This is a genomic window from Bacillus sp. FSL P2-0099 (genome assembly GCF_038007445.1).
Classification (GTDB): Bacteria; Bacillota; Bacilli; order Bacillales; family Bacillaceae_G; genus Bacillus_A; species Bacillus_A mycoides.
This window is the reverse complement of sequence record NZ_JBBOXE010000001.1, coordinates 536,290-559,443: the sequence shown is the minus strand read 5'-3', so window position 1 is coordinate 559,443 and position 23,154 is coordinate 536,290. Positions and strand designations below refer to the sequence as shown.

Below are 23,154 nucleotides of genomic sequence, written 5' to 3'. Positions count from 1 at the left end.
ATCCTCTACTGTTTTTATTGTTGTGAAAGTCCCCTATGAAGAAACGCGGAAATACCTTCTTTCTGGTCTCCCCACACTTCCATATATAAGCTCCGCATGCACTTTCTTTCCAGAGATCAAATACTCTAAATAGCGCCTCGCAGTTGATCGGCTTACACCTACCATTGAACTTAGCATCTCTGCAGTAATTCCCTCCTCATTAACAGCTAACATATGCTTTTTTATTTTTGCTAACGTTAAAGGATCGATTCCTTTTGGCGCATATTCTATTGGATTTGCCTGCACCCCTCTTTGGGACCATAGATGTTCAATCTGTTCTGAAGATAATTGAGCATTTTTCTTTAACTTCGTAATCTTCTTTTGATAACCTTCTAAACTTGTTTTAAACCGATCAAATGTAAGTGGCTTTACGATATAATCTGTTACCCCGCCTCGTAAAGCATGCCACACTACATCCGTCTCTGATGCGGCTGTAATCATAATAATATCTGTATCATGCAAATTATGCCTAATATATGTGACGAGTTCTGTCCCTTGCATGTCAGGTAAATATACATCTAATAAAACGAGTTGTGGCTTTACAAACTCTAGCCATTCTTTCGCCTGTTCCCCAGTCGTTGCTGTTCCAATTACTTTAAACCCCTCAATTTTTTCAGTAAAACGACGATGAATTTCCGCAATCCGAATATCATCTTCTACAATCAATACTTCAATCCCCTCATTCATTACAATTCGCCTCTCTCTTTCGGTAATGCAATGATAAATAAAGCACCACCTAAATCCCCTTTTTCAATCGCAATACTTCCATTTAAATCTTCCACTAACTCTTTCACTTTCGCTAATCCATATCCACGTTTTTCGCCCGCCTTCGTCGAAAAACCTTTATAGAATATGCTTGTAATTATTTCATCATGAACACCTTGTCCTGAATCTTCCACTTCAATTAATATTTCTTCGCCAATGTCTGTTACAAACATTCTTACTTTCTTATTATGCTCGTGATTTCTTTCAATTGCTTCAAATGCATTCGTAATCAAATTCCCTAAAATAGAAACAACGTAATTACTCTCAATATGCGGACTTAACTCTTCTAAACTACTTTCCCGATCTAACATAAAATCAATCTTCAACTCTCGCGCCCTATTATAAAATCCAATTAAAATCCCACCTAACCATGGATTTTGAATTCGTTTCATAATAAATTGAACGAACTCTTGATATACTGCCGTTTCCTTATGAATAAGCTCTAAAGCATCTTCATAAGACTCTAATTGAATAAGACCTGAAAGCGTATACAATAAATTGTTATATTCGTGTGTTTGCGCCCGTAATGCCTCTGTATATTGCCGTGTTTGAGATAATTCCGCTGTTAATTGATCCATCTCAGATTTCAAGCGCAAGCTGGATACTACACCAGTTACTTTATTATTAACTTTAATAGGTAGGCGATTGGCAATAACATCCTGCCCCTTTATATTTAATTGGCGATCAAATTGTTCTTCTCCAGTTTGAAGTACATCCAGTATCGATGAATTAGGAATAACATCTAAAATAAATTTCCCTATTATATTTTGTTGTTTATCTAAAGAAAGGATATCGTATGCCGCTTGATTTACTAAACTAACCATACCATTTTTATCGATTACTACAATTCCTTCACGTACAGATTGAATAACTGTACTATGCTCCTCGTATAAAGATGAAATTTCTTCTGGCTCCATTCCAAACATCATCCGCTTAATACTTTTAGCTAAATATACAGAGCCAATTATCCCAATTGACAGACCTGTTATTGTAATCCAAAACACACGCTTTCCATACACTTCTATCGCTCCATGAATATCATCCATTGAAAAACCGACAGATACTACACCAATAATTTCATTATCCTGATTACGAATCGGGACTTTTCCGCGTAGTGAAGGCCCTAATGATCCCGTTGCTTTCGAAACATAAGATTCCCCTTCTAATAGAACCCCTTCATTATCTCCGCCAACCATTCTCTCTCCTATTTTATCTCGCTTAGGATGCGCATAACGAATACCATCTTTATTTCCAACTACAATAAAATCAGCATCTGTTTCGATTCGAATTTTTTCTGCAATTGGCTGAATAATAGAAGCTGGATTTTCTTTTTGAAAAGCTTCCCCGATTTCCGGTATAGCAGCAACTGTTTTCGCAACATACAGCGCTCTTTTTCCGATTTGGTCTTCTACTGTTTCAGATAATATGTAGTAAAATAAATAACTCGTTAACAGCAGTACAACAAGAATAAGTGTACTAATAGTTAATGTAATTCTCGGTTGCAGTTTCAATTTCTTCAATTTCAAAATCATTCCCCTAACATCAATGAAGATAGAATTTAAAGAAAATACAGTCTTTTGTTTTCGTATTTAATCATAACACGATTACTATATATTTCTTCACTTTATCTCATTACCGTTGCCATAAAAAAGAAACGAAGTAAAATGATTACCTCGTTTCTTAACACTTGCCTCTTATACTTTAAACTTGCCAATCATCCCTTGTAATTCTTCCGCCATTTGCGATAGATGAACTGCTGCTGCATTTATTTCATCTACTGAAGCTAATTGCTCTTCAGAAGAGCCCGCGATATTTTGGACGCTTGCTGCGTTTTCTTCAATCGTTGCTGCAATTTCATTAATAGATGCACTTACTTGTTTTGCATCTACCGTCATTTGCTTCGCTACTTCTACCATACTATCAATTTGTACTACTGTATCATTTGTAGATTTCAATATTTCTACAAAGCTTTTCTTCGTTTCATTTGCAACTACAAGCCCTGATTGTACCTCTGTCCCAACTTGATTCATAGAGCTTACTGTTTCTTTTATATCAAATTGTATCTCTTTCACTAGCTTATCAATTTCCGTAGAAGATTGTCCCGATTGTTCTGCTAATTTCCGTACTTCATCGGCTACAATTGCAAAACCTCTTCCTTGTTCCCCAGCTCTTGCAGCCTCAATTGCAGCATTTAATGCTAATAAGTTTGTCTGCTCTGCAATATGTTGAATCACTTCAAGGATTGCTCCAATTTGTTTCGACTTATCATCTAATAAAACAATGACTTTATCTGACTTTGAAACAGACTCATGAATTAATTGCATTTGATTCACAGTTTGCTCAACTAACTTTCCACCATCTTCAGCTTTTTTCTTCGTATACATAGAGGCTGTAGATACTAATGAAGAACTATCTGCAACACGCTGAACTCCTTCTGTAACTTCTTCTAATAATGTTGCTCCTTCTTCAACTTCTCTCGTTTGTATTTCAGCCCCACTCGATACTTGCTCTATCGCCTGTGTAATTTGTTCCGTTGCTTCACTTGTCTGCTTCATGCTAGCTGTTAATTCTTCTGAAGATGCTGCTACATGACTTGCTGAAATATTTATATTTGAAATGACATTATGTAATGATAATGCCATCTCGTTAAAGCTTTCTCCTAACTGCCCAATTTCATCTTTAGAATGAACTGTAATTGATTCTGTTAAATCACCTTCACTAATTTTTTTCGATGATATTACAAGTTGTTTTAACGGTTTAATAATAGAAGCAATTATAAAGTAAATTAAAACCCCGCCGATCATTAATGAAATACCAATAACAGTTATCGTTTTATAGAAAATAGGCTCCGCCGCTTGAATAATTTCTTTTGAAGGCATAATTCCTGCTATTTTCCATCCAGTTTTCTTACTCGTTTTAAAAGTAATATTACGATCTTCACCATCTAATGAATAATGAAAATCACCAGCTTCCTGTTTATAAAATTCCTTACTAAGTTTCTCTTCTAATTTCTCTCCTGGCTTCAGTGTCGGGTGTGCGACTACATTTTTATCTTGATCAAATATCGCTACATACCCTTCCTTACCGATATTAACCATCTTAGAAGTAGTTACAATATCATTGATAATTAAGTCAATCCCGAGAACACCACTTTTATCTTCGTTTTGTTTTGCTAGTGTAATAACAATATTCCCTGTCGTTTTTGACTTATATGGAGCAGTTACAATCACTTCTCCGCTTTTTTTCACTGCCTCTTTATACCAATCTCTTTCTGTAGGATTATATCCTTCGGGCATTTGAATAGCTGGTGATTGAATAAATTGTCCATTACTAGATCCTGTATAGATCGCTTCCATTTCTGGATGTAATTTATTATATTCTTCTAGTTTATTTTGGATGTTTTGAATTTGATCCGCTTGGTAACTTGATTGTTTAAATAATTTCGTAAAATAAGTTGCATCTACTTTTTTACTATCCAATTCCTTATTAATTACATTATCCAAAATTTTTATATTATCTTTCGCCGATTTTAAAATCGTTTCATTAAAATTTGTTTTCGCCTGCTGATAAGACGTCCAACCAATTACAATACTTGGAAGAATTAAAATAATAATAAATGACACAAGTAACTTTGTTTTTAAACTACTACTCCTTAATTTCCTTTGAAACATATTCCTACCCCTTCATACCGTTTTACATGCAATAACTTACGATTAATCTATTTATAAAAATTATAAGATATAAATACGTTAATGAGACTCTTTATTTCTCTTTACTCATCTTTCTAAATTTAAAAGATTATTGCATACATACTTCATTCTATAAAAATTTAATAATTAAAACAATGTATAAAAATGTATATTATTCAAAATATTATAATTCACAGAAGAACCTCTAGTATCCCACTTACTAGAGGTTCTTTCCATCTTACTATTCTTTAGTTTTTTCTACTTCTTTTTCCTTATCTTCTACTACAGATACAACAGGTTTATCATTTGCTAATTGTTGTACTGCCCCTTTTCCTGCAAACCCTTCTAATAACTCTTTTAAATCAATACCAGAAGAAGCTTTTAGTGTTTCCTGCATTGTTGCCATTAAATCAGTCGCATAGCCTGCAACCTTCCCGGCACCGCTATTCTTACCACCGCCGCCTGTATCAACAACTGTAATTTTATCAATATTGCTAAGTGGACTTGCAATTTCTTTCGCATAACTTGGAAGCATTTTAAGAACCATATCCATAATTGCCGCTTGACCATATAATTCAAATGCCTCTGCAATTTTTTGTTTCGCTTCCGCTTCTGCTAAACCTTTTAATCTGATAACATCTGCTTCTGCTGTACCTTGCGCTTTTTGTACTTCCGCTTTCGCTTGACCTTGCGCTTTTTCAATTTCTGCTTTTGCTAAACCTTCTACACGTACTTCTTCTGCACGTGCTCTTGCTTCTGCTTCAATTTTATATTGATCCGCATCTGCTTTTTTCATTTGTTTTACTTTTTCCGCTTCGGCTGATTGTTCAACAGCATAGCGATCTGCATCTGCCTTTTTCTTTACTTCTGCATCGTATTGCTTTTCACGACGCGCAATCTCTTTTTCTTCTAACTCAATTTGCTTTTCACGCTCAATGATTTTAACTCGCATTTGCTCTTCTGTAACACCTTGTTGCGCTTTCGCTTGTTGTAATTCGTAAGAAAGATCTGCATCTGCACGAGCTTGTTCCTGGTCTCTCTTATAAGATTGTACTTTTAATTCCTTATGTTTTTCAGCTTCAGCGATTTGTGCATCACGCTGGTACTCTGCTTCTTTCGCTTCTTTCTCAGCACGAGCTTTTTCAATTCGTGCCTCTTTTTCACGCTCTGCATTCGCAACTGTTGCATCACGCTTAACCATTGCAATTTGCGGCTGACCAAGTGCATCTAGGTAGCCGTTTTTATCCATTATTTCTTTAATTGTAAAGGAAACGATACGAAGACCCATCTTCTTCAGATCAGTAGAAGCTACTTCATGTACCTTTTGTGCGAATTGCTCTCTATTACTATACGCATCTTCTACTGTCATAGAAGATAAAATAGCACGTAAATGCCCTTCTAAAACTTCTTTTGCTTCTATTTTCAACTCTTCTGTTTCTTTTCCTAAATATTGTTCAGCCGCTGTAGAAACTTCTTCAATTGTCGATCCTACTTTAATAATAGAAACACCGTTTACTGTAATCGGTACACCTTGCTTCGTATACGTATCACGTGTACCAACTTCTAATTTGTAGTTTAGTAAGCTAAGAGGTTCTCCCCTTTGCATAATTGGAACTACGAAAGTACCGCCACCGCGAATAATCTTAATCTTCTTTCCGTCATCAGTGATAACAACATTCTTTCCACCACCAAGCCAGTTCCCTGTCACAATTAATGCTTCATCTGGGCCAACTGTTCGATACTTCGTAATGAATACTAAAATAAGTAGAATTAAAATTGCGAGTAAAACTCCACCGATAATTAATGGAATCGTCATGTAAATTCCCCCTTATAATTTTGGTTTTTTTAAAGAATAAGCGATGTTCTGTACAAGTAAAACACCATCTTGAACTCCCTCAATAATGACCTCGGTTCCTTGTGAAATATCTTTCTTTCCAATTGTTTTCGCTGGTATTGCATTACTTCCAAATGGAGAGGAGATTAACACTTCTCCAAATCCTTCTGTAGGAATTGTCGTAATGACTTCCCCCTTGCGACCAATGAATTCATCCATACGTTGCACCGTATTTTGTTCTGCTTCTGCAATCGGTTTTAAAATTAATATTTTCATTATGAAAACACCGATAAAAGATATAGCAAATGAACCAGCAAAAATAATAGTACTATTAAAGGAAAATAAATATTCTCCTATATAACTAAGTCCACATAACATGGCAAAAAAACTAAGTAATAAAGTTACAATGGATACAGATCCTCCACCAAAGCTAAATATTGATTCAAATATATCTCCAAAGAAGATATAAATGACAGTAAGTATAGTTGCAATTATAAATCCGTATAAATAAATTGTTTCAAGTGGATAACCAAACAAGACCATTTCTTATCCCCCTTTCTTAAACAATCCCTTTTTTGTTATGTGTATGCCCCACCTCTTTCAAAAATCATTAATCTTAATTTTCAGTTATTTACTTTTTAAAGAAAAACCTATAGACAGGTCTCTAAAAAAGAACAGGAGAAACCTATTGTGACAGGCTCCTCCTAGTAAATAACCGATATATTGTATATCTATATAATATACTATTTTCCACAAAAAGTAAAGTTAAACATACATTGGAAAAGCACTTATTTTACTGATAATGCGTACGCTCCATCGCCATTATCATATTTATATACATACAAGTAATACTTACCTGGTTTTGCATTAAATTTTGCTTCTATATGATTTCCATTAGCTTGACCGTAAGCTGCGTAATTTTGCATATTTGATTCGTGGTGAAGTACCCATGTCATCCCGATTCCATGCTCATTTAAAACAGAAATATCGATATCTTTCGCTGATGCCACATTAAATGTATAAACATCGGTGTGATCCCCGCCGATAAGGCTACCTTTTATAGTAGTATTTAGCCCGATACGATTTGCTTCCTCTGGACGATTATTTGGTTCTGATTCTGTTAAACTTCCATCTGTAATCGTAACAGTTGTTTCATTTCTACTCTCTTTACCTTTATCGTCTTTTACTCTTAAGGCTACTTTATAAGTTCCTTCTCTTTCATATGCATGTACTGGATTAACTTCTGTACTTGTACTTCCATCCCCGAAGTCCCATAAATAAGAAACGATTTTTCCATCTTCATCGTTTGACCCATCACTTTTGAATTGAATTCCTTCTTTTACAAGCCCGTTATAAGGTCCGTTTACATTAACCGTCGGGGCTTTATTTTCTCCGTCATCTTTTGCGATACCGTGGAAGACTACATCATATTCAAATTGATTAGAGCTATTCACACGGTAATTGACGAAATATGCTGTAACAGTTTTGTAGCCACTCCATTCTTTTTGCGCCAATTGTTCTAAAGCTTCATTTACTCTTTTACTCATTGCTTTCCAGTCTTCTGACTCACCTTTTGTTACACTACCTGTAAACGTACCTTCTAATGTAAATGTATTAAAGAATTGAGATGTATGCTTTGTCATTTTTGTATCTTTCATAGACAACGTTTCACTAATTTCTTTCTTCACTTCTGTTAGTGCTTTTGGTGCATGTTCAGCTAAATAATCATCTGCTACTTCCGGCACATTGTACTTATCTTGATTATCAATTAACTGCTGCATATACTCTTGATACTCTTTATTTAACTTAGAATCTTTACTTAAAGTCTCACGATACGTATCATAATTTCCCACATCATTCGCACGAATTAAATCTTGAATTTTATCAAACGTTTCAAATTGATGAGTATATAAGTAAGACTGCAATGCGAACGAGTAGTTATAGAAATCCCAAGAACCATATTTAGCAAATAGTGTACGCTCTGCTGTATAACGGCTTGCAGGATCAGATGATAATCCACTAATGATGCTCTTTCTTGGTACAACGTTATTTGTACGAGTAGATCCTGCGAAAAATTCTGCATTCCCTTCTTGGAACCAAGTTAATCTTTCATTTTGATACATATCTCCTCTTCCAAATAAACCGGGAACTTCATATCTCCCTTGAAGATAATGAGTAAACTCATGACGGAATAACTCTTCCAAACTATAAATACTTTGCTCTGGCGTACGCTCATATGTAAAGAATGTCCCTGTCTCTTCAATATAAATTCCACCGTTGTTTGTTTCATATCCATACAATTGTCTATTTAACTGGTATTCGTCTGGAGTATTATAGATTACTATCGTTAATACGTCGTCTGCATTACCTTGTTCTAAAGCTTTGTCATTTCCGATCACACGGTGATATTGCGCTTTTACTTCCTTCGCAGCCCAATATAATCTCTTAATTTTTTCTTCTGACACTTTATCCCCAGTTTTAAATACAATAGATCCATCATCGAATGTATACGTTTTTGGTAAGTATTGCTCTTTTCCTTCTTTACGTATCTTCTCTAAATCTACCGTATTCCCGCTATAATCTTTCCCATTATAGTTTGTTGTAATTTGTTCTACTGCAACAAAATACGACTCACTTAAACGCGGGTACATATGCATTGCCTGTGTAACAACCTCTAATCCTTTATTTGGATTACTATGAAACTTACCTAAACGACTAGCAAAATAAATTCCATTATTAACGAGCCACTTATTTTCTGGCGTTACTTCATTTAAAAGAGCAATACGATTTATTTCATTAATAAACCCATCTACTTTTCCATACCACATCGTTTCATTCGCTTCTTTACGAGCCTCATTTAAGTAAGACTGTATATCATAATCAATGCCTTGCATCATATCGTATACAGCTTGTCCCTTCATACGATCGTCTACATATGCATTAAAATTATCATTATATTGTTTTAAAATATTCGATGCGTATTGCACCGTTTCAACATCACTTGATGCATTACTAATTAATTTTCCGTATGCAGATACGACTGTATCTTGCTCATTTGTTCCAAGCTTAAAGTTGGGATTTTTCGCAATAGCTTTTAACGCTGGTAAACATTTGTCCTGGAAGCTTCTTTCATTTAAGTCGCTTAATTCATTATTATAAAATGCAAGATAAAAAGCTGAACGTAACACTTCAGTAAACGTTTGAATTCCTTTTGAATCATCTTTCGTAAATGTACTACCTCTATGAGCTAATTCGTCTATAATTACTTGCATTTTTCCGTTATCTTTATAAAAGGCTTTTGCATCTTCATTAAACTGGAATAAGTCTGTAATTTGGTGCCACTTAATACTGCCTAACGTTTCAATTAATTCTTGATCATTCATTTTGTTTAAATCAGCCATTGAATAGCTTTCTTTAGCTTGCTTTACTGCCGAGTTCTTCGTAATAGATGCTGGTCGCTGTGAAAAATCTCCTACTTTTAAACGTTCTTGAAATGATAATGTTTCCTCGGCTTTAGAAGCGTGTCCGATCTCATCTACTGGTTTTTCAATTCCAACTGGTTTCGAATGCAATACATTATACGGTACCTTTTCTTCTGCTGATACATTCGTTTGAATTGCTCCGAGCGATAGCGCCATTGTACTAATACTAAGCAACACTTTATCGATCTTTGATTTCTTGTTCATATTATTGCCCCCCTATTTATATATTCCATTCAAAAAATTAACATATTATCTGGATAAAATGATATAAAATGCAATATTTCATATTATTTCTTCATACATTTTGAACATATAGTGAACGAAAGGGACTTACAGTTTCCGCTACAGTTGCTCCATTATTTAAGCAATCGAAACATCCTCGTATTAATATCCTTCCCCTATTCAAAAAGCCCTTATCATAAGCATATTTCAACATGAAACTGCTATAATAAGGGCTTCTCAAAAACTTATATAATCACTTTATATAATAATAAGATAAAACGTTATTCACTTCTTAAATAATCTCTTTCTAAATACAAACATACTTAATGCTGAAAGAACAAGTGCTAATCCAGAAAGTAAGGTCGGTGTGTTAGCTTGACCACCAGTTGCTGCTAAAGACTTCTGATTTTCCTCTTGCTTATTAGCATGTTGTTTATTTGAATCTTTTTCTTTCGCACTCTCTTGTCCTACCACTTTTACTGGACCAACTTGATTATTCCCTTTTGGCTCTTGATCCAATCCAGTTGCTGATTCTTTTACCTCTTCTTTTGTACCTGCAACTTCTTTCGCCGGCTCTTTTACTTCTTCTTTTGTTTCTTCAACTTCTTTTATCGGCTCTTTTACTTCTTCTTTTGTTTCTTCAATTTCTTTTACCGGCTCTTTTACCTCTTCTTTTGTACCTGCAACTTCTTTCGCCGGCTCTTTTACTTCTTCTTTTGTTTCTTCAATTTCTTTTACCGGCTCTTTTACTTCTTCTTTTGTTTCTTCAACTTCTTTTACCGGCTCTTTTACTTCTTCTTTTGTTTCTTCAACTTCTTTTACCGGCTCTTTTACTTCTTCTTTTGTTTCCTCAACTTCTTTTGTTGGTTCTGTCACTTCTTCTTTTTCAACTATATTCTGGATAACTGTTCCATTAAAGCTTATACTAGTTTCATCCGAATCTAAATCAAATTTATATACCTTTTCACCTGGAGTACTCCATTTCATTACTCCGTTATTAAACGTTCCACCCTCACTTGTTAGTTTAATATTCTCAATAGTTTCTCCTTCTAAGTCATATACCGGAACTTGAATTTCTTCATTTACTTTCGCTTCATTTAAAATGATTTTTTGTCTTCCGGCATCAATTGAAAACCATTGACCTAATTGTACTAACGGCCTTACATCACGAATCTCATTTCCAGCTAATTTTAAACTGAGTAGGTCTAACATTGAACCAAGAACTGATACATCTTTAATATGATTATCCGCAAGGTTTAACCACTGTAAATTTTCCAGTGAAGATAACGGCGTTATATCTTCAATTTTATTATGAGATACATTCACGTCTTTCAATTGTTTCAAGTTTGAAATGAACTTAATATTTTTCAACCCTACTCCTTCTAAAGTGAGGTTTTCTAAGTTCGTCATGTATTCTAAACCAGTTAGATCTTTTATCTCTTTTCCTTTTTCTTTAAGTATCTCTAATGTTTTAATCTGTAATAAATCTTCTTTTGTTATAGGGGCATTTAGATTCTCTCTACCAAAATTCTTTTTATTAATATGTTGTTGTAAATTTTTATCAAGAATTACATTTTTACTTTCTGTTTGTTTTTCAACTATACTTTGTATAACCGTCCCATTAAATCTTATTTTACTTTCAGCAGGATTCGTATCTAGTTTAAATTCATATATTTTTTCTCCAGGACTATTCCATTTTATAAATCCGTTACTCAGCGTAGCCCCCTCACTTTTCAATTTAATATTTTGAAGTGGCTCTCCTTTAAAATTGTATACTGGAATTTTTATTTCTTCATCTACGCTTGCTTCATCTAAAAAGATTTTTTGTCTTTGAATATCTATTGAAGTTCGCTTACCCAATTCCTCAACAGACTTTATGTCAGAAATTTCATTCGCTCCAAGATTTATCTCATGTAAATTTGTTAAATTACTCAGTGGCGATATATCAGAGATATAATTCTCTTCTAAATTCAATACTTGTATTTTTACTAATTTAGATAATGATGATATATCTTTTATTTCACTATCAGCAATTTCTAGTTCAATAAGATTACTCATTTTACTAATAGGCTCAATATCACTAATTTTATTATTTCCTATCCATAATAGATTCACATTCTTTAACTTCTCAATACCCGAAAGATTACTAATTTGATTATTTGCTAAGTATACTTCTTCTAACGATAACACTGTAAATAATGGTGTAAGATCCTTTATATTATTACCAATTAAATCTAATATTTTAATCTTTTTCATTTGACTTAACGGTGTAAGATCTGCAATTTTGTTATCTCTTAAAAAGAGCATGTCAAGATTCTCTAGCTTAGAAACGGGTTGAATGCTTTCAATTGGACTAGAGGATAAATCTAAATATTTCAAATGTCTCAATCCCGAGATAACAGATATGTCTGTTACATTAGACTCTCTTAATGTCAACTTCTCTAAGTTTGTCATATATTCTAAACCAGCTATTTCATTTATCCCCTCACCTGAGTATATGGATAATGTTTTAATTTGTAATAAATCTTCCTTCGTTATAGGTTCATTTATATTTTTTCTCTCTAAGTTATATTTATTAATATGCATTTGCAATTGCTTATCTACTATTACATTTCCATCTTGTTGATCCACTGTATCCTCTTTATTTTCCTTTTGATCTTTTGGAACATTGTTTTCTAGATTTAACGCATTTACTTCAAACTGCACCTGGTACTTATTATCATAGGCCATTGTCGGAATATAAATATGCATTTGCATATTATATCTTTTTCCTAATTCTCCAACTTCAAATTGAATAACCTTCGTCCCATTTTTCTTTTTATCCTCTGATATGACTTTTACATCATGGAATACACCAGGAGTATCAATATCCTCTGTTTTCAAGTATTCGAAGAAATCACTATCACTTAACGTTGCCGTTACAATTTTCTTCCCATTCTCAATAGTTAATTTAGGATCTTTTATATAAACAGCTGCCATAGACTCTTCATTCGTTTTATCTTTATACGCTTTAATAACAGCATCATATGTACCATCTTCTAAAGCATGTCCAGTTTTGTTCGCCTCAATTGCTACAGCTGCTAAAGCAGACGTTGAATACGTAGCAAATGGAAGTGATAACGCCGCAGCGATAATCATCGCATTTATATGTTTTCTTTTAGTTTTTTTCAACTTTACATCTCCTCCAAAATATATAAATCGAAATGTAATCATTTCTCGAATAAATGATAATGATTTTCATTATCATTGTCAATTAAAAAAATAAAAAGTTTACAAAAAAATAACCCCTTTACAAGGGGTTATGCCATTTTTTCTCCTGATTCTTCTTTAAAAAAGCTCTTCATCGCATGAAATACATCTGCTTTTTGCTTTAAAATATAATATCTGAAATTCTCGTCTTTAATATTTTTATATGCTGACATAAGCGTACTGTGGCGGTTGTACTGATTCACTTCCCCATACCCAAACATATTACATTTTTTCATCAACTCTTCCACAAGCTTTACGCATCTAGCATTATCTGAAGTTAAATTATCACCGTCTGAAAAATGGAATGGATAAATATTATAACGGTCTGGTGAATATTTATTATCGATTAACTCAAGTGCTTTTTTGTATACGGAAGAACAGATCGTTCCACCACTTTCCCCTTTTGAGAAAAACTCTTCTTCTGTGACGACCTTCGCTTCCGTATGGTGAGCAATAAACTCAATGTCTACGGTTTCATACTTTGTGCGTAAAAATCTTGTCATCCAGAAAAAGAAGCTACGTGCCATATACTTCTCCCATATCCCCATCGATCCACTCGTATCCATCATCGCTAATACAACAGCTTTTGAATCTGGCTTTAACACTTCATTCCAAGTACGGAACTTTAAATCTTCTTGGTGAATTGGATGAAAAGATGCTTTACCACGCATTGCATTTCGTTTATATGCAGATATCATCGTCCGTTTCTTATCAATATTTCCCCATAATCCTGTTTTTCTAATATCATTAAATTCAATATGTTCAATCCGGTTTTCATCCATTTCTTTTCTCTTTAAATTAGGCAGCTCTAACTCTTTGAAAAACGCTTGCTCCAATTCTAAAATTGAGACTTCTGCTTCATAATAATCTTCTCCAGCTGCATCTCCTGCCCCTTGCCCTTTTCCTGGTCCCTTCTGCTTTTGACCACCTGATCCATCTCTTGCAACAACATCACCAACTTTGCTGTCACCGTTTCCTTGCCCAACGTGTTTGTTTTTATCATAATTGTATCTAATCTTATATTCATCTAAAGAACGAATCGGTATTTTCACAACATCCTTGCCATTAGACATAACTATACTTTCTTCTGTTACAAGGTCTGGTAAATTATTTTTGATTGCCTCCTGCACTTTTTCTTGATGGCGTTGTTGGTCGTCATATCCTTTGCGATGGAGGGACCAGTTTTCCTGTGAAATCGTGTAATTTGGTTGGTTTTCTTCGCTCATTCCTTTCCCTCCTTACTGTAATTGTCTTCCCCTATGAACAGCAATCTATAATTTTGTTTTCTAGTGTGCGTAACTAGAATATTTGAAAAATAACTGTTCATCGAAAATCATCCCATAAACATATATAGCGTTTTTCATACAATACTCCGAGCATCCTAAACAAAATTTTGCCACTCACATAATAAGAAAGAAACATTCAGCCGTTGATAAGAAAGAAACACAATGCATTGTTGCACACATTTTCGTTTTGCAACATATTGTATTGTGTTGGCTTTTTTGTATGAATGGTTGGTTACTCTATCATATGCATATTGTAAAAATAATTGACAAGAAATTCATAAAATCGCATCTTAATTTATTATATTCGGACAAGCTATGACATTTTTTACAAATATCAATAGATAACAAAACGCCGCCCCAAGAATAAGAGACAGCGTTTTGTTATCAAACTATCGATTTAACAAACTACCTACATATCGTAACAATTCATTCGCAGATGAAGAATTATAGCCATGCTCATCAATTAAGCGTGCAACAACATCATTGATTTTCTTAAGCTGATTTTCGTCTGGTGTTTTCGTTGATGTTGTAATTTTCACTATATCTTTTAAATCGGCAAATAGTTTTTTCTGAATCGCTTCACGAAGACGTTCGTGTGAATTATAATCAAAGCGTTTTCCTTTACGTGCATAAGCAGAAATGCGAATTAAAATTTCTTCACGGAATGCCTTTTTAGCATTTTCTGAAATTCCAATTTGCTCTTCAATCGAACGCATAAGTTTTTCATCTGGGCTCATTTCTTCACCAGTTAACGGATCACGTAATTTTGATTTATTGCAGTATGCTTCGACGTTATCTAAGTAATTATCCATAAGTGTCTTAGCTGATTCTTCGTATGAATAAACAAATGCTTTTTGTACTTCTTTCTTAGCAATTTCATCGTATTCTTTTCTCGCTAATGAGATGAAATTCATATAGCGCTCTCGGTCCTCACTACTAATTGACGGGTGCTGATCCAATCCGTCTTTTAACGATCTCAGTACATCTAGTGCATTAATAGATGGTACCTCTTTTCGAATAATTGTAGAAGAAATTCGGTTAATGACATAACGAGGGTCAATCCCCTTCATACCTTCATCTTGATATTCGCGTTGCAGTTCCTCTACATCAATCGTATTATATCCTTCTACCGTTTCTCCATCATATAAACGCATCTTTTTAATTAAATCAATATCTGGACGCTTCGGATCTTTTAAACGAGTTAAAATAGTGAACATTGCTGCAACGCGAAGTGTATGCGGTGCAATATGAACATTGGACACATCACTTTCACGAATCATTTTTTCATAAATATGTTCTTCTTCACTAACCCGTAAATTATATGGAACCGGCATTACAATAATTCGTGAATGCAATGCTTCATTTTTCTTATTTGCTATGAAGGAACGATACTCTGTTTCATTTGTATGCGCTACAATTAATTCATCTGCTGAAATAAGCGCAAATCTTCCTGCTTTAAAATTCCCTTCTTGTGTAAGCGATAGTAAATGCCATAAAAATTTCTCATCACATTTTAACATCTCTTGGAATTCCATCATGCCGCGGTTCGCCTTATTTAATTCTCCATCAAATCGATATGCACGAGGATCTGATTCCGAACCGTATTCTGCAATTGTAGAAAAGTCTAGACTACCTGTTAAATCGGCAATATCTTGTGATTTTGGATCAGAAGGACTAAATGTACCAATTCCTGTACGGCGATCTTCAGAGAAGAAAATACGCTCTACAACTACATCCTCAATTCTTGACCCGTATTCTTGCTCTAGACGCATAACATTTAATGGTGATAAATTCCCTTCAATCCTTACTCCATATTCATCAAAGAAATCATTCCGTAAATGTTGCGGAATTAAATGAAGTGGATCTTCATGCATTGGGCATCCTTTTATTGCAAAAATCGCTCCACGATCTGTTCGTGAATATGTTTCTAATCCTCGTTTCAACATCGTAACTAATGTTGATTTCCCCCCACTAACAGGCCCCATTAATAACAAAATACGTTTCCTAACATCTAATCGTTTTGCAGATGGATGAAAATATTCTTCCACAAGGCGTTCTAAAGCATCCTCTAATCCAAATAGCTGATTACTAAAGAAGTTATATTTTCTTCTACCATCAACTTCTTCAATTCCAGCATCTTTTATCATATTGTAAATGCGAGAGTGTGCTGTTTGAGCCACCCATGGTCTTTCTTTCACAAGCTCCAAATACTCCGCAAACGTACCTTCCCATTGTAAACGTTCTTCTGCTTCCCGATATTGTTCAATTTTCTTTAGAATATCCATTATAGCTCCTCCCCCATCTCCTTGTTCAATCGGATTATTATAAAAGGTATGCTAGGATGTCCTTAAACATTCTTTAAATCAAAACGAAATATATAATAGCGCAATAAAATTCTCTCCAAAATTCAAAGAAAATTCTGTATAATAAAGGTATTAAAGTTTTCACGCTGCTATTCATTGTAAATAAATTCTTTTCTTCTGGGAACCTTACATACATTTCGATTCACAAATAGGATTCGTAAACCGAAAAAGTAAGGGGGAAATTAGTATGAAGTTATTATTAATTTTAGGTGTATCACTCACATTTCTTACAGCTATTTTCACATCTGGTTATAACGATAAGCCAGGTACACAAAAAAAGTGATGTGCTTTTCAGCACATCACTTTTTTTCTTGTTTTTTATACACTATTTAAAATAAATATTTTCCACATCGTATATCGATAAAGGGCGATTATAAAAATAACCTTGTACGATTTTCACATTCTTTTCCTTTAAAAACTGTATTTGTTCCGCCTTTTCTACTCCTTCTGCAATCACATTTAACCCTAGAGTATGTGCTAAATGAATAATTGCAGCCGTAATATTCGTATCTCTTTCATCTTTATATATACCTTCCATAAAAGAACGATCAATTTTTAACGTATCAATCGGATATGTTTTTAAATAACTTAAAGATGAATATCCCGTTCCAAAGTCATCTAAATGAATCTTTAAATTTTGTTCTTTTAACTGCAGTAACACTCTTTTTGATACATCTTTATGTATAAGAGCCCCTTCTGTAACTTCTATTGCTAATAAATGAGGGGGAACGTTGTACTTATTTAAAGCACGTGTAATCATCTCTATTAATGTAATAGAACGAAAATGTCTAGCTGAAATATTAACTGCGATTGGTACAACCTCATATCCTTTATTTAACCATTCACGTATCTGTTCACAAACTTGATGTACTACCCATTCATCAAGTTTAATAATAAACCCTGTTCTTTCAGCAAGTGGGATAAATTGATTGGGCGAGACAAAACCTAGCTCCTTATTCTCCCACCTTATTAAGGCTTCCATACTGGCTATCTTTTCCGTTTCAATATTAATTTGAGGTTGATAATAGAGGGAAAATTCATTTTTCTCTATAGCACGATGTAACTGATTTTCTATTATAAACCTTTGTTCACGTTCACAATCTAATCCACTACAATAAAAATGATAATACCCTTTTCCTTTTTCCTTTGCTTTTTCCAAAGCTGCGTCGACTCTTTGGAAAAGCATTTTTTCATCCATTCCATCTTCTGGGGCCATTACAATCCCAATTGATGCACTCAAATAAACATCCTCTTCTTCTATTACAAAATGCCCACTAATTTTTTTTAATATTGTTTGTGCAACTTCCTCTACGTATTCTCTCGTTATATTTTCTATTAACATAACAAATTGATCATCATGTTCTCTAAATAAATGCATATCTTCTATTTTTAGATCTCGTAAGCATTCAGTAACTTTTTTTAAGACTTGATCCCCTTCTTTATGACCAAATGTATCATTAATAAGGTGAAATTCATCCAAATCTATAAAAACCAATGCGAATTCTTTATTCTCAGCTAAAAATTCATTTAGCTTATTTGTGCATGATATTCTATTCATTAACCCCGTTAACTGATCGAAGTAAGCTAAATATTCTGTTTTCATCTCATTTAATACTTGCCTCGTAACATCCCTCGTAACAATGTACACCCCGACGATTTCACTATTCACAATAATGGGGATTGTCCTCACGGAAATATAAAGTTCATATCCTTCTTTATGAATATATTTCTTTGCAACAATTTGTTTTGCTCTTCCCTGTAAAGCATTTTTAAATATAATTTGAAAAGTTTTTTCATATTCTTTATTTATAAACTGACAAATAAATTGGTCCTTTAACTCTTCATATCGATACCCAAAAATTTCATAAGTCGCTGGATTTGCATATGTAATTCTTCCAATAGAATCTACAGATATAATGGAATCATTATTATATTCTAGTAATGACTTAAATAACATTTGTTTTTCTTCTATTTCCACTTTTTTCTTAACCTGTGCTGTAATATCTCTAGTAATACAAATAATAAACTGACATGTTCCATTTACATCGCATACTGGATTAAGTGAAGATTCATAATGTATATCACCAGTTGGCAAACTAATTACATCACAAAATGTAATTGCTCTCGCTTCTCTCATTACTTTTGCATAGTGTCCTTGCAATAACCTTGCCGTATCTTCTGGTAATACTTCTGCAAAAGTTTTCCCATAACATTCTTTCCCTAGCCTGGCGTGATTCATTCCTATTTTATTCACATAAATATATTTAAAAGTTTCATCATCAATAACTTTCACAATAAACACTAAATCTTGAATAGCATGTAACAATCCCTGTCTTACTAAATCCATATCTATCATACTTAAAAAGGTATTTTGATTATTATATTGTTCCTTCATATTTATCTCAACCCGTCTTATCTATTTTTATTCATATATCTCATTCTATATGAATATGTACCTTTTTTAAAATGTATGATTACATATTTTTTTAAAAAATAAAAAAGCCGCCAAATGGCGACTTTTAATACACGATTTCTAAATCTAATCCTGGATAATTTTGTTGACGGAACGCTTCATAAATTAAAATTGCTGCTGTATTAGATAAATTTAATGAACGTACTTTATCCGTCATTGGAATACGTAAACAATGATCGAAGTTTTCTTCAATTACATTAGCTGGTAATCCATTTGTTTCTCTTCCAAATACGAAATAGTAATCCTTCTCACGTTTGCTATAATCAAATGCTGTATGAGCTTTCTCGCCATACTTTGTTAAATAAAAGAATTCACCATCTTTATTTTTCTCATAGAATTCTTCGATTGAATCATAATACGTAACTTTTACGTGCTGCCAATAATCTAATCCTGCACGCTTTAACATTTTGTCATCCGTTGAAAATCCAAGCGGTCTAATCAAATGTAATTCTGTTCCAGTTGCTGCACAAGTACGTGCAATATTTCCTGTATTTGCTGGAATTTCTGGTTGATATAAAACAACATGTACTCCCACGCGATATTCACCTCTATTTTTTATCTACTACGTATTATACCACTTGAACGAAAAATCTCTACCCATTAATAATATGAAAGAATTTATATTTCATTTGTGGTGTATATTTACTAGAATCTTCATAGTTCCAATAACGCCTGCGGCTATTCGCTGAATGTGCATTTACAAGCGGCATACCATCTGCGTCTTTTGCTACTACAATTGTCGTATGATTCCACCTACCATCATCCTCAAAATCATACGCAATTACATCGCCAAGAATAAGGTCTTCTGGCCTTTCTACTGCTTCTGCTCGAAGCCCTGTTGTAGCACCTGACAAATACCAATAAAAAGAGTGCGCTACAGCCCAGCTCCAACTCCACTGGTTTCCCCTTTGCCACCACCCTTTACGAATGTTAGGATGTCCATTCATTGGTACTTCTCCAGTATGCAGACATTGTGAAATGAAATTTGTACAATTATCCGGAAAATTACGGTATGCAGAATTGCGATCATCCCACCAACGCTCTGCATATTTCACTGCCTCTAAACGATTATATTGATATGAACCGTATTTTTCTTTCGTGACTTCCCGTTCTAACGTTTCACCTATTCCTATTTCTTCTGACACTTCGAGAGCATAATCATCTATTATACAACTATTTTTTAAACAAACTCGTCGTTTTAATTGTTCCTCTTCGATATAAAATAATTCTTTATGCTTAATTAAATATTTCAAGTGTATTTGATAATCAATTTCTTGATGCTCATTACTATTTAATTGTCTAACGAAAGAAATATCTGCAGTTGCTTTCACTATATGTGCACTACGCTTTTGAAACAATTGTTTCTTTCTCTGTACCATTTGTAACAAATCTACTGCAATACCATCTACATCTGTTCGTTTCTCTGTTATATATGCTAAAAACTGTTGCACTTGCTTTTCAATATTCGCTTTTACAACCATTTCGTCTCCCTCCCATATTACAATATGAAAAAGGGAGATATTATCTACTCTTTTTTCTGTGCTAACAATTCAAGTCCACGATTCATTTCATGAAGAACCTCTTCATCTTTCTCACGTTCCATCTCTTTTTCAATCGCTTCTCCTACTCCATCTCCACCAATTTTCCCAAGTGCCCATGCTGCTGTTCCTCGAAGTACTGGTCTTGGATCATCTTTCATAACACCGATTAAATCAGGAATTGCTGCTGTTTCTTTAAAATGTGCAAGTGCTAAAATAGCATTTCGTTGCAATGGTTTTTTACCTCTCCATGAACCAGACATAATTCCATACTTCTCTTTAAAATCACGATTACTAATTGTTAAAAGTGGTGTTAATAACGGTTTAACTAACTCAGGGTCAGGCTCCATTTCAGGATGGTTATGAAAATCCATTCCTTTATTTTTCGGACAAACAGTCTGACACGTATCACATCCATATATACGGTTTCCTATTTTATCGCGATATTCTTCAGGCAGAAACCCTTTTGTCTGTGTTAAAAATGCAATACATTTCTTCGAGTCCAACTGCCCGCCTTGTACTAAAGCACCTGTAGGACAAATATCAATACATTTCGTACAACTTCCACATTGATCTTCTATTGGCCGATCAGGGGGGAATGGAACATTCGTAATCATTTCTCCTAAGTATACATACGAACCAAATTCCGGTGTAATAATAGCGCAGTTCTTACCACTCCATCCAATACCGGCACGCTCTGAAACAGCTCGATCACTTAGCTCCCCTGTATCAACCATTGATTTCACTTCTATATCCGGCAGCTTTTCGATTAAATACGCCTCTAACTTTTGCAAACGATCTCGTAGAACAAGGTGATAATCTTGGCCCCAAGAAGCACGGCAAAAAATCCCACGTCGTTCCCCTCGTTTACTTAATGGTGCATTTTTTAATTTTGAAGGGTATGCTAAAGCAATCGCAATAATTGATTTCGCACCAGGTAACAATAGCTGTGGATTCGTTCTCTTCTCTATATCAGGCTCTTCGAATCCAGACTGATAATTCAATTGTTGTTGCTGGATTAGACGCTGCTTTAATTCCTCAAATGGTGAAGCACTGGCAAAACCTATTTTATCTATACCAATCGTTTTACTATACGCAATTACATCTTGCTTTAATTGTTCAAAGTCCATTTTCAATCGCCTCCACCGATGAATCCATCCCTTATGTAACGACTATACTGGTTATCAATTCACTTTTGGATAATATTCTTCACTTCTATTTTCGCATACAATTATGATTTTCAAACATTAAAAAACGCAATGCTTCGTTTATCTTAGAAACGAAACACTGCGTTGATCACAATTTATTAGAAAAACATTAAATAAAATTTGGAGCGGGTGAAGAGAATCGAACTCTCGACCAGAGCTTGGAAGGCTCTTGTTTTACCACTAAACTACACCCGCAAATATGAAAAAAATATAAGATATTGAAATAACTTATGTAAAGTAGTATAGCATGTAAAAAAAATCGAAGCAAGAAATTTATCGAAAAAAGTCGAAAAAGTGATGAGATACCTCATCACTTTTTCAATTCTTTATCAATCGCCTTCTTCATACTATCGAAATCAGGGTTTGCAAGATTCCCATTTATATATACTGAAGGAGCACCTTGAACTTTTAATTTTTGAGCACGATCTGAATCTTTACGTACTTTGTCTTTCATTTCTTTACTGTGTAAATCTTTTTTAAACTGTTCTACATTAATTTTCGGAAGCTTTTCTTTCACAATATTAAGAAGTAATTCTTCTGTAATCCATTCTTCCGTATCTTTCTTTTGATTTTGATAAATCTCATCATAGAAAATCCAGAATGAATCTTGATCTTGTTTATAAATTGCTTCACCGGCAGCTGCACCTAAATCAGAGTCTTTTCCGATAAACGGGAAGTTAATAAAATATAACTGCACTTTACCTTTATCAATATACTCTTCTTTTAATCGTGGTAATACTGTTACATCCCAAGTACGACAAGCTGGACATTTAAAGTCTCCAAATTCAACTACCTTAACTGGAGCATCATCTTTCCCTAAAGATTGTTGCGTAGAATAAGCAAACATCTCATTCCCTTTATCTTTCTTGTCATTTATGATGCTATACACAATCGTCCCGATTACAATCAATACTGCGATAGAAAAAACTATACCAAGAGCCATGAGTTTGTTTGATGATTTCATATACATTCCTCTTTAATTTCATATTCTGTATACATCATTGTA

General features: G+C 34.0%; 14 protein-coding genes, 1 tRNA gene and 1 pseudogene. All 16 read right to left on the bottom strand.

Features of this window, described 5'->3' with window-relative positions:
- Positions 1-33 precede the first annotated feature (33 nt).
- Positions 34-726 (bottom strand): response regulator, encoded by a 693-nt coding sequence (locus MKY90_RS02875; protein ID WP_002169202.1) that lies wholly within the window; start codon positions 724-726, stop codon positions 34-36.
- Positions 726-2,336 carry an ATP-binding protein gene (locus tag MKY90_RS02870; protein WP_098167738.1) on the bottom strand — a complete coding sequence of 537 codons (1,611 nt, stop codon included), beginning with the start codon at positions 2,334-2,336 and terminating at the stop codon, positions 726-728. The genes MKY90_RS02875 and MKY90_RS02870 overlap by 1 nt, the downstream gene beginning before the upstream one ends.
- A gap of 162 nt (positions 2,337-2,498) precedes the next feature.
- On the bottom strand, positions 2,499-3,359 hold the full coding sequence (locus MKY90_RS30355; protein WP_372361859.1) for a methyl-accepting chemotaxis protein: 861 nt from the start codon (positions 3,357-3,359) through the stop codon (positions 2,499-2,501).
- Between the two features lie 81 nt (positions 3,360-3,440).
- A pseudogene (locus MKY90_RS30350) lies at positions 3,441-4,475 on the bottom strand (HAMP domain-containing protein); the annotation flags it as partial.
- A 259-nt stretch (positions 4,476-4,734) separates the two neighbouring features.
- The gene (locus tag MKY90_RS02860; protein ID WP_002169205.1) at positions 4,735-6,309 is read right to left on the bottom strand and encodes a flotillin family protein; all 1,575 of its coding nucleotides are present in this window, start codon (positions 6,307-6,309) and stop codon (positions 4,735-4,737) included.
- 12 nt (positions 6,310-6,321) lie between these two features.
- Complete coding sequence (locus MKY90_RS02855) at positions 6,322-6,870, bottom strand: NfeD family protein (RefSeq protein ID WP_098167740.1); 549 nt, start codon at positions 6,868-6,870, stop codon at positions 6,322-6,324.
- A 245-nt stretch (positions 6,871-7,115) separates the two neighbouring features.
- Positions 7,116-10,013 carry a collagenase ColA gene (gene colA, locus MKY90_RS02850; protein WP_098167741.1) on the bottom strand — a complete coding sequence of 966 codons (2,898 nt, stop codon included), beginning with the start codon at positions 10,011-10,013 and terminating at the stop codon, positions 7,116-7,118.
- 303 nt (positions 10,014-10,316) lie between these two features.
- The gene (locus MKY90_RS02845) at positions 10,317-13,202 is read right to left on the bottom strand and encodes a leucine-rich repeat domain-containing protein (RefSeq protein WP_341090276.1); all 2,886 of its coding nucleotides are present in this window, start codon (positions 13,200-13,202) and stop codon (positions 10,317-10,319) included.
- Between the two features lie 128 nt (positions 13,203-13,330).
- Positions 13,331-14,506 (bottom strand): sporulation protein YhbH, encoded by a 1,176-nt coding sequence (gene yhbH, locus MKY90_RS02840; RefSeq protein ID WP_002010376.1) that lies wholly within the window; start codon positions 14,504-14,506, stop codon positions 13,331-13,333.
- A gap of 449 nt (positions 14,507-14,955) precedes the next feature.
- The gene (locus MKY90_RS02835) at positions 14,956-16,851 is read right to left on the bottom strand and encodes a PrkA family serine protein kinase (protein ID WP_002029658.1); all 1,896 of its coding nucleotides are present in this window, start codon (positions 16,849-16,851) and stop codon (positions 14,956-14,958) included.
- Between the two features lie 403 nt (positions 16,852-17,254).
- Positions 17,255-19,324, bottom strand: a complete 2,070-nt coding sequence (locus tag MKY90_RS02830; RefSeq protein ID WP_078185196.1) for a sensor domain-containing protein — start codon at positions 19,322-19,324, stop codon at positions 17,255-17,257.
- A gap of 124 nt (positions 19,325-19,448) precedes the next feature.
- Positions 19,449-19,937 (bottom strand): tRNA (uridine(34)/cytosine(34)/5-carboxymethylaminomethyluridine(34)-2'-O)-methyltransferase TrmL, encoded by a 489-nt coding sequence (gene trmL / locus MKY90_RS02825; RefSeq protein ID WP_000538149.1) that lies wholly within the window; start codon positions 19,935-19,937, stop codon positions 19,449-19,451.
- A gap of 58 nt (positions 19,938-19,995) precedes the next feature.
- Positions 19,996-20,883: an amidase domain-containing protein gene (locus MKY90_RS02820; protein WP_002029655.1), complete on the bottom strand. Its 888-nt coding sequence runs from the start codon at positions 20,881-20,883 to the stop codon at positions 19,996-19,998.
- Positions 20,884-20,927: 44 nt separating this feature from the next.
- A complete protein-coding gene (gene queG / locus MKY90_RS02815; RefSeq protein ID WP_098167696.1) occupies positions 20,928-22,070 on the bottom strand; it encodes a tRNA epoxyqueuosine(34) reductase QueG in 1,143 nt (380 codons plus the stop codon).
- 199 nt (positions 22,071-22,269) lie between these two features.
- Positions 22,270-22,343 (bottom strand) — tRNA-Gly (locus tag MKY90_RS02810).
- Between the two features lie 115 nt (positions 22,344-22,458).
- The gene (locus MKY90_RS02805) at positions 22,459-23,112 is read right to left on the bottom strand and encodes a DsbA family protein (protein ID WP_002091101.1); all 654 of its coding nucleotides are present in this window, start codon (positions 23,110-23,112) and stop codon (positions 22,459-22,461) included.
- Positions 23,113-23,154: the final 42 nt, after the last annotated feature.

Excerpts from the sequence above, each read along its gene's own strand:
- MKY90_RS02875 (WP_002169202.1), bottom strand. The coding sequence starts at position 726 with ATGAATGAGGGGATTGAAGTATTGATTGTAGAAGATGATATTCGGATT.
- MKY90_RS02870 (WP_098167738.1), bottom strand. The coding sequence starts at position 2,336 with ATGATTTTGAAATTGAAGAAATTGAAACTGCAACCGAGAATTACATTA.
- MKY90_RS30355 (WP_372361859.1), bottom strand. The coding sequence starts at position 3,359 with ATGAAGCAGACAAGTGAAGCAACGGAACAAATTACACAGGCGATAGAG.
- MKY90_RS02860 (WP_002169205.1), bottom strand. The coding sequence starts at position 6,309 with ATGACGATTCCATTAATTATCGGTGGAGTTTTACTCGCAATTTTAATT.
- MKY90_RS02855 (WP_098167740.1), bottom strand. The coding sequence starts at position 6,870 with ATGGTCTTGTTTGGTTATCCACTTGAAACAATTTATTTATACGGATTT.
- colA (WP_098167741.1), bottom strand. The coding sequence starts at position 10,013 with ATGAACAAGAAATCAAAGATCGATAAAGTGTTGCTTAGTATTAGTACA.
- yhbH (WP_002010376.1), bottom strand. The coding sequence starts at position 14,506 with ATGAGCGAAGAAAACCAACCAAATTACACGATTTCACAGGAAAACTGG.
- MKY90_RS02835 (WP_002029658.1), bottom strand. The coding sequence starts at position 16,851 with ATGGATATTCTAAAGAAAATTGAACAATATCGGGAAGCAGAAGAACGT.
- MKY90_RS02830 (WP_078185196.1), bottom strand. The coding sequence starts at position 19,324 with ATGAAGGAACAATATAATAATCAAAATACCTTTTTAAGTATGATAGAT.
- MKY90_RS02820 (WP_002029655.1), bottom strand. The coding sequence starts at position 20,883 with ATGGTTGTAAAAGCGAATATTGAAAAGCAAGTGCAACAGTTTTTAGCA.
- queG (WP_098167696.1), bottom strand. The coding sequence starts at position 22,070 with ATGGACTTTGAACAATTAAAGCAAGATGTAATTGCGTATAGTAAAACG.
- MKY90_RS02805 (WP_002091101.1), bottom strand. The coding sequence starts at position 23,112 with ATGAAATCATCAAACAAACTCATGGCTCTTGGTATAGTTTTTTCTATC.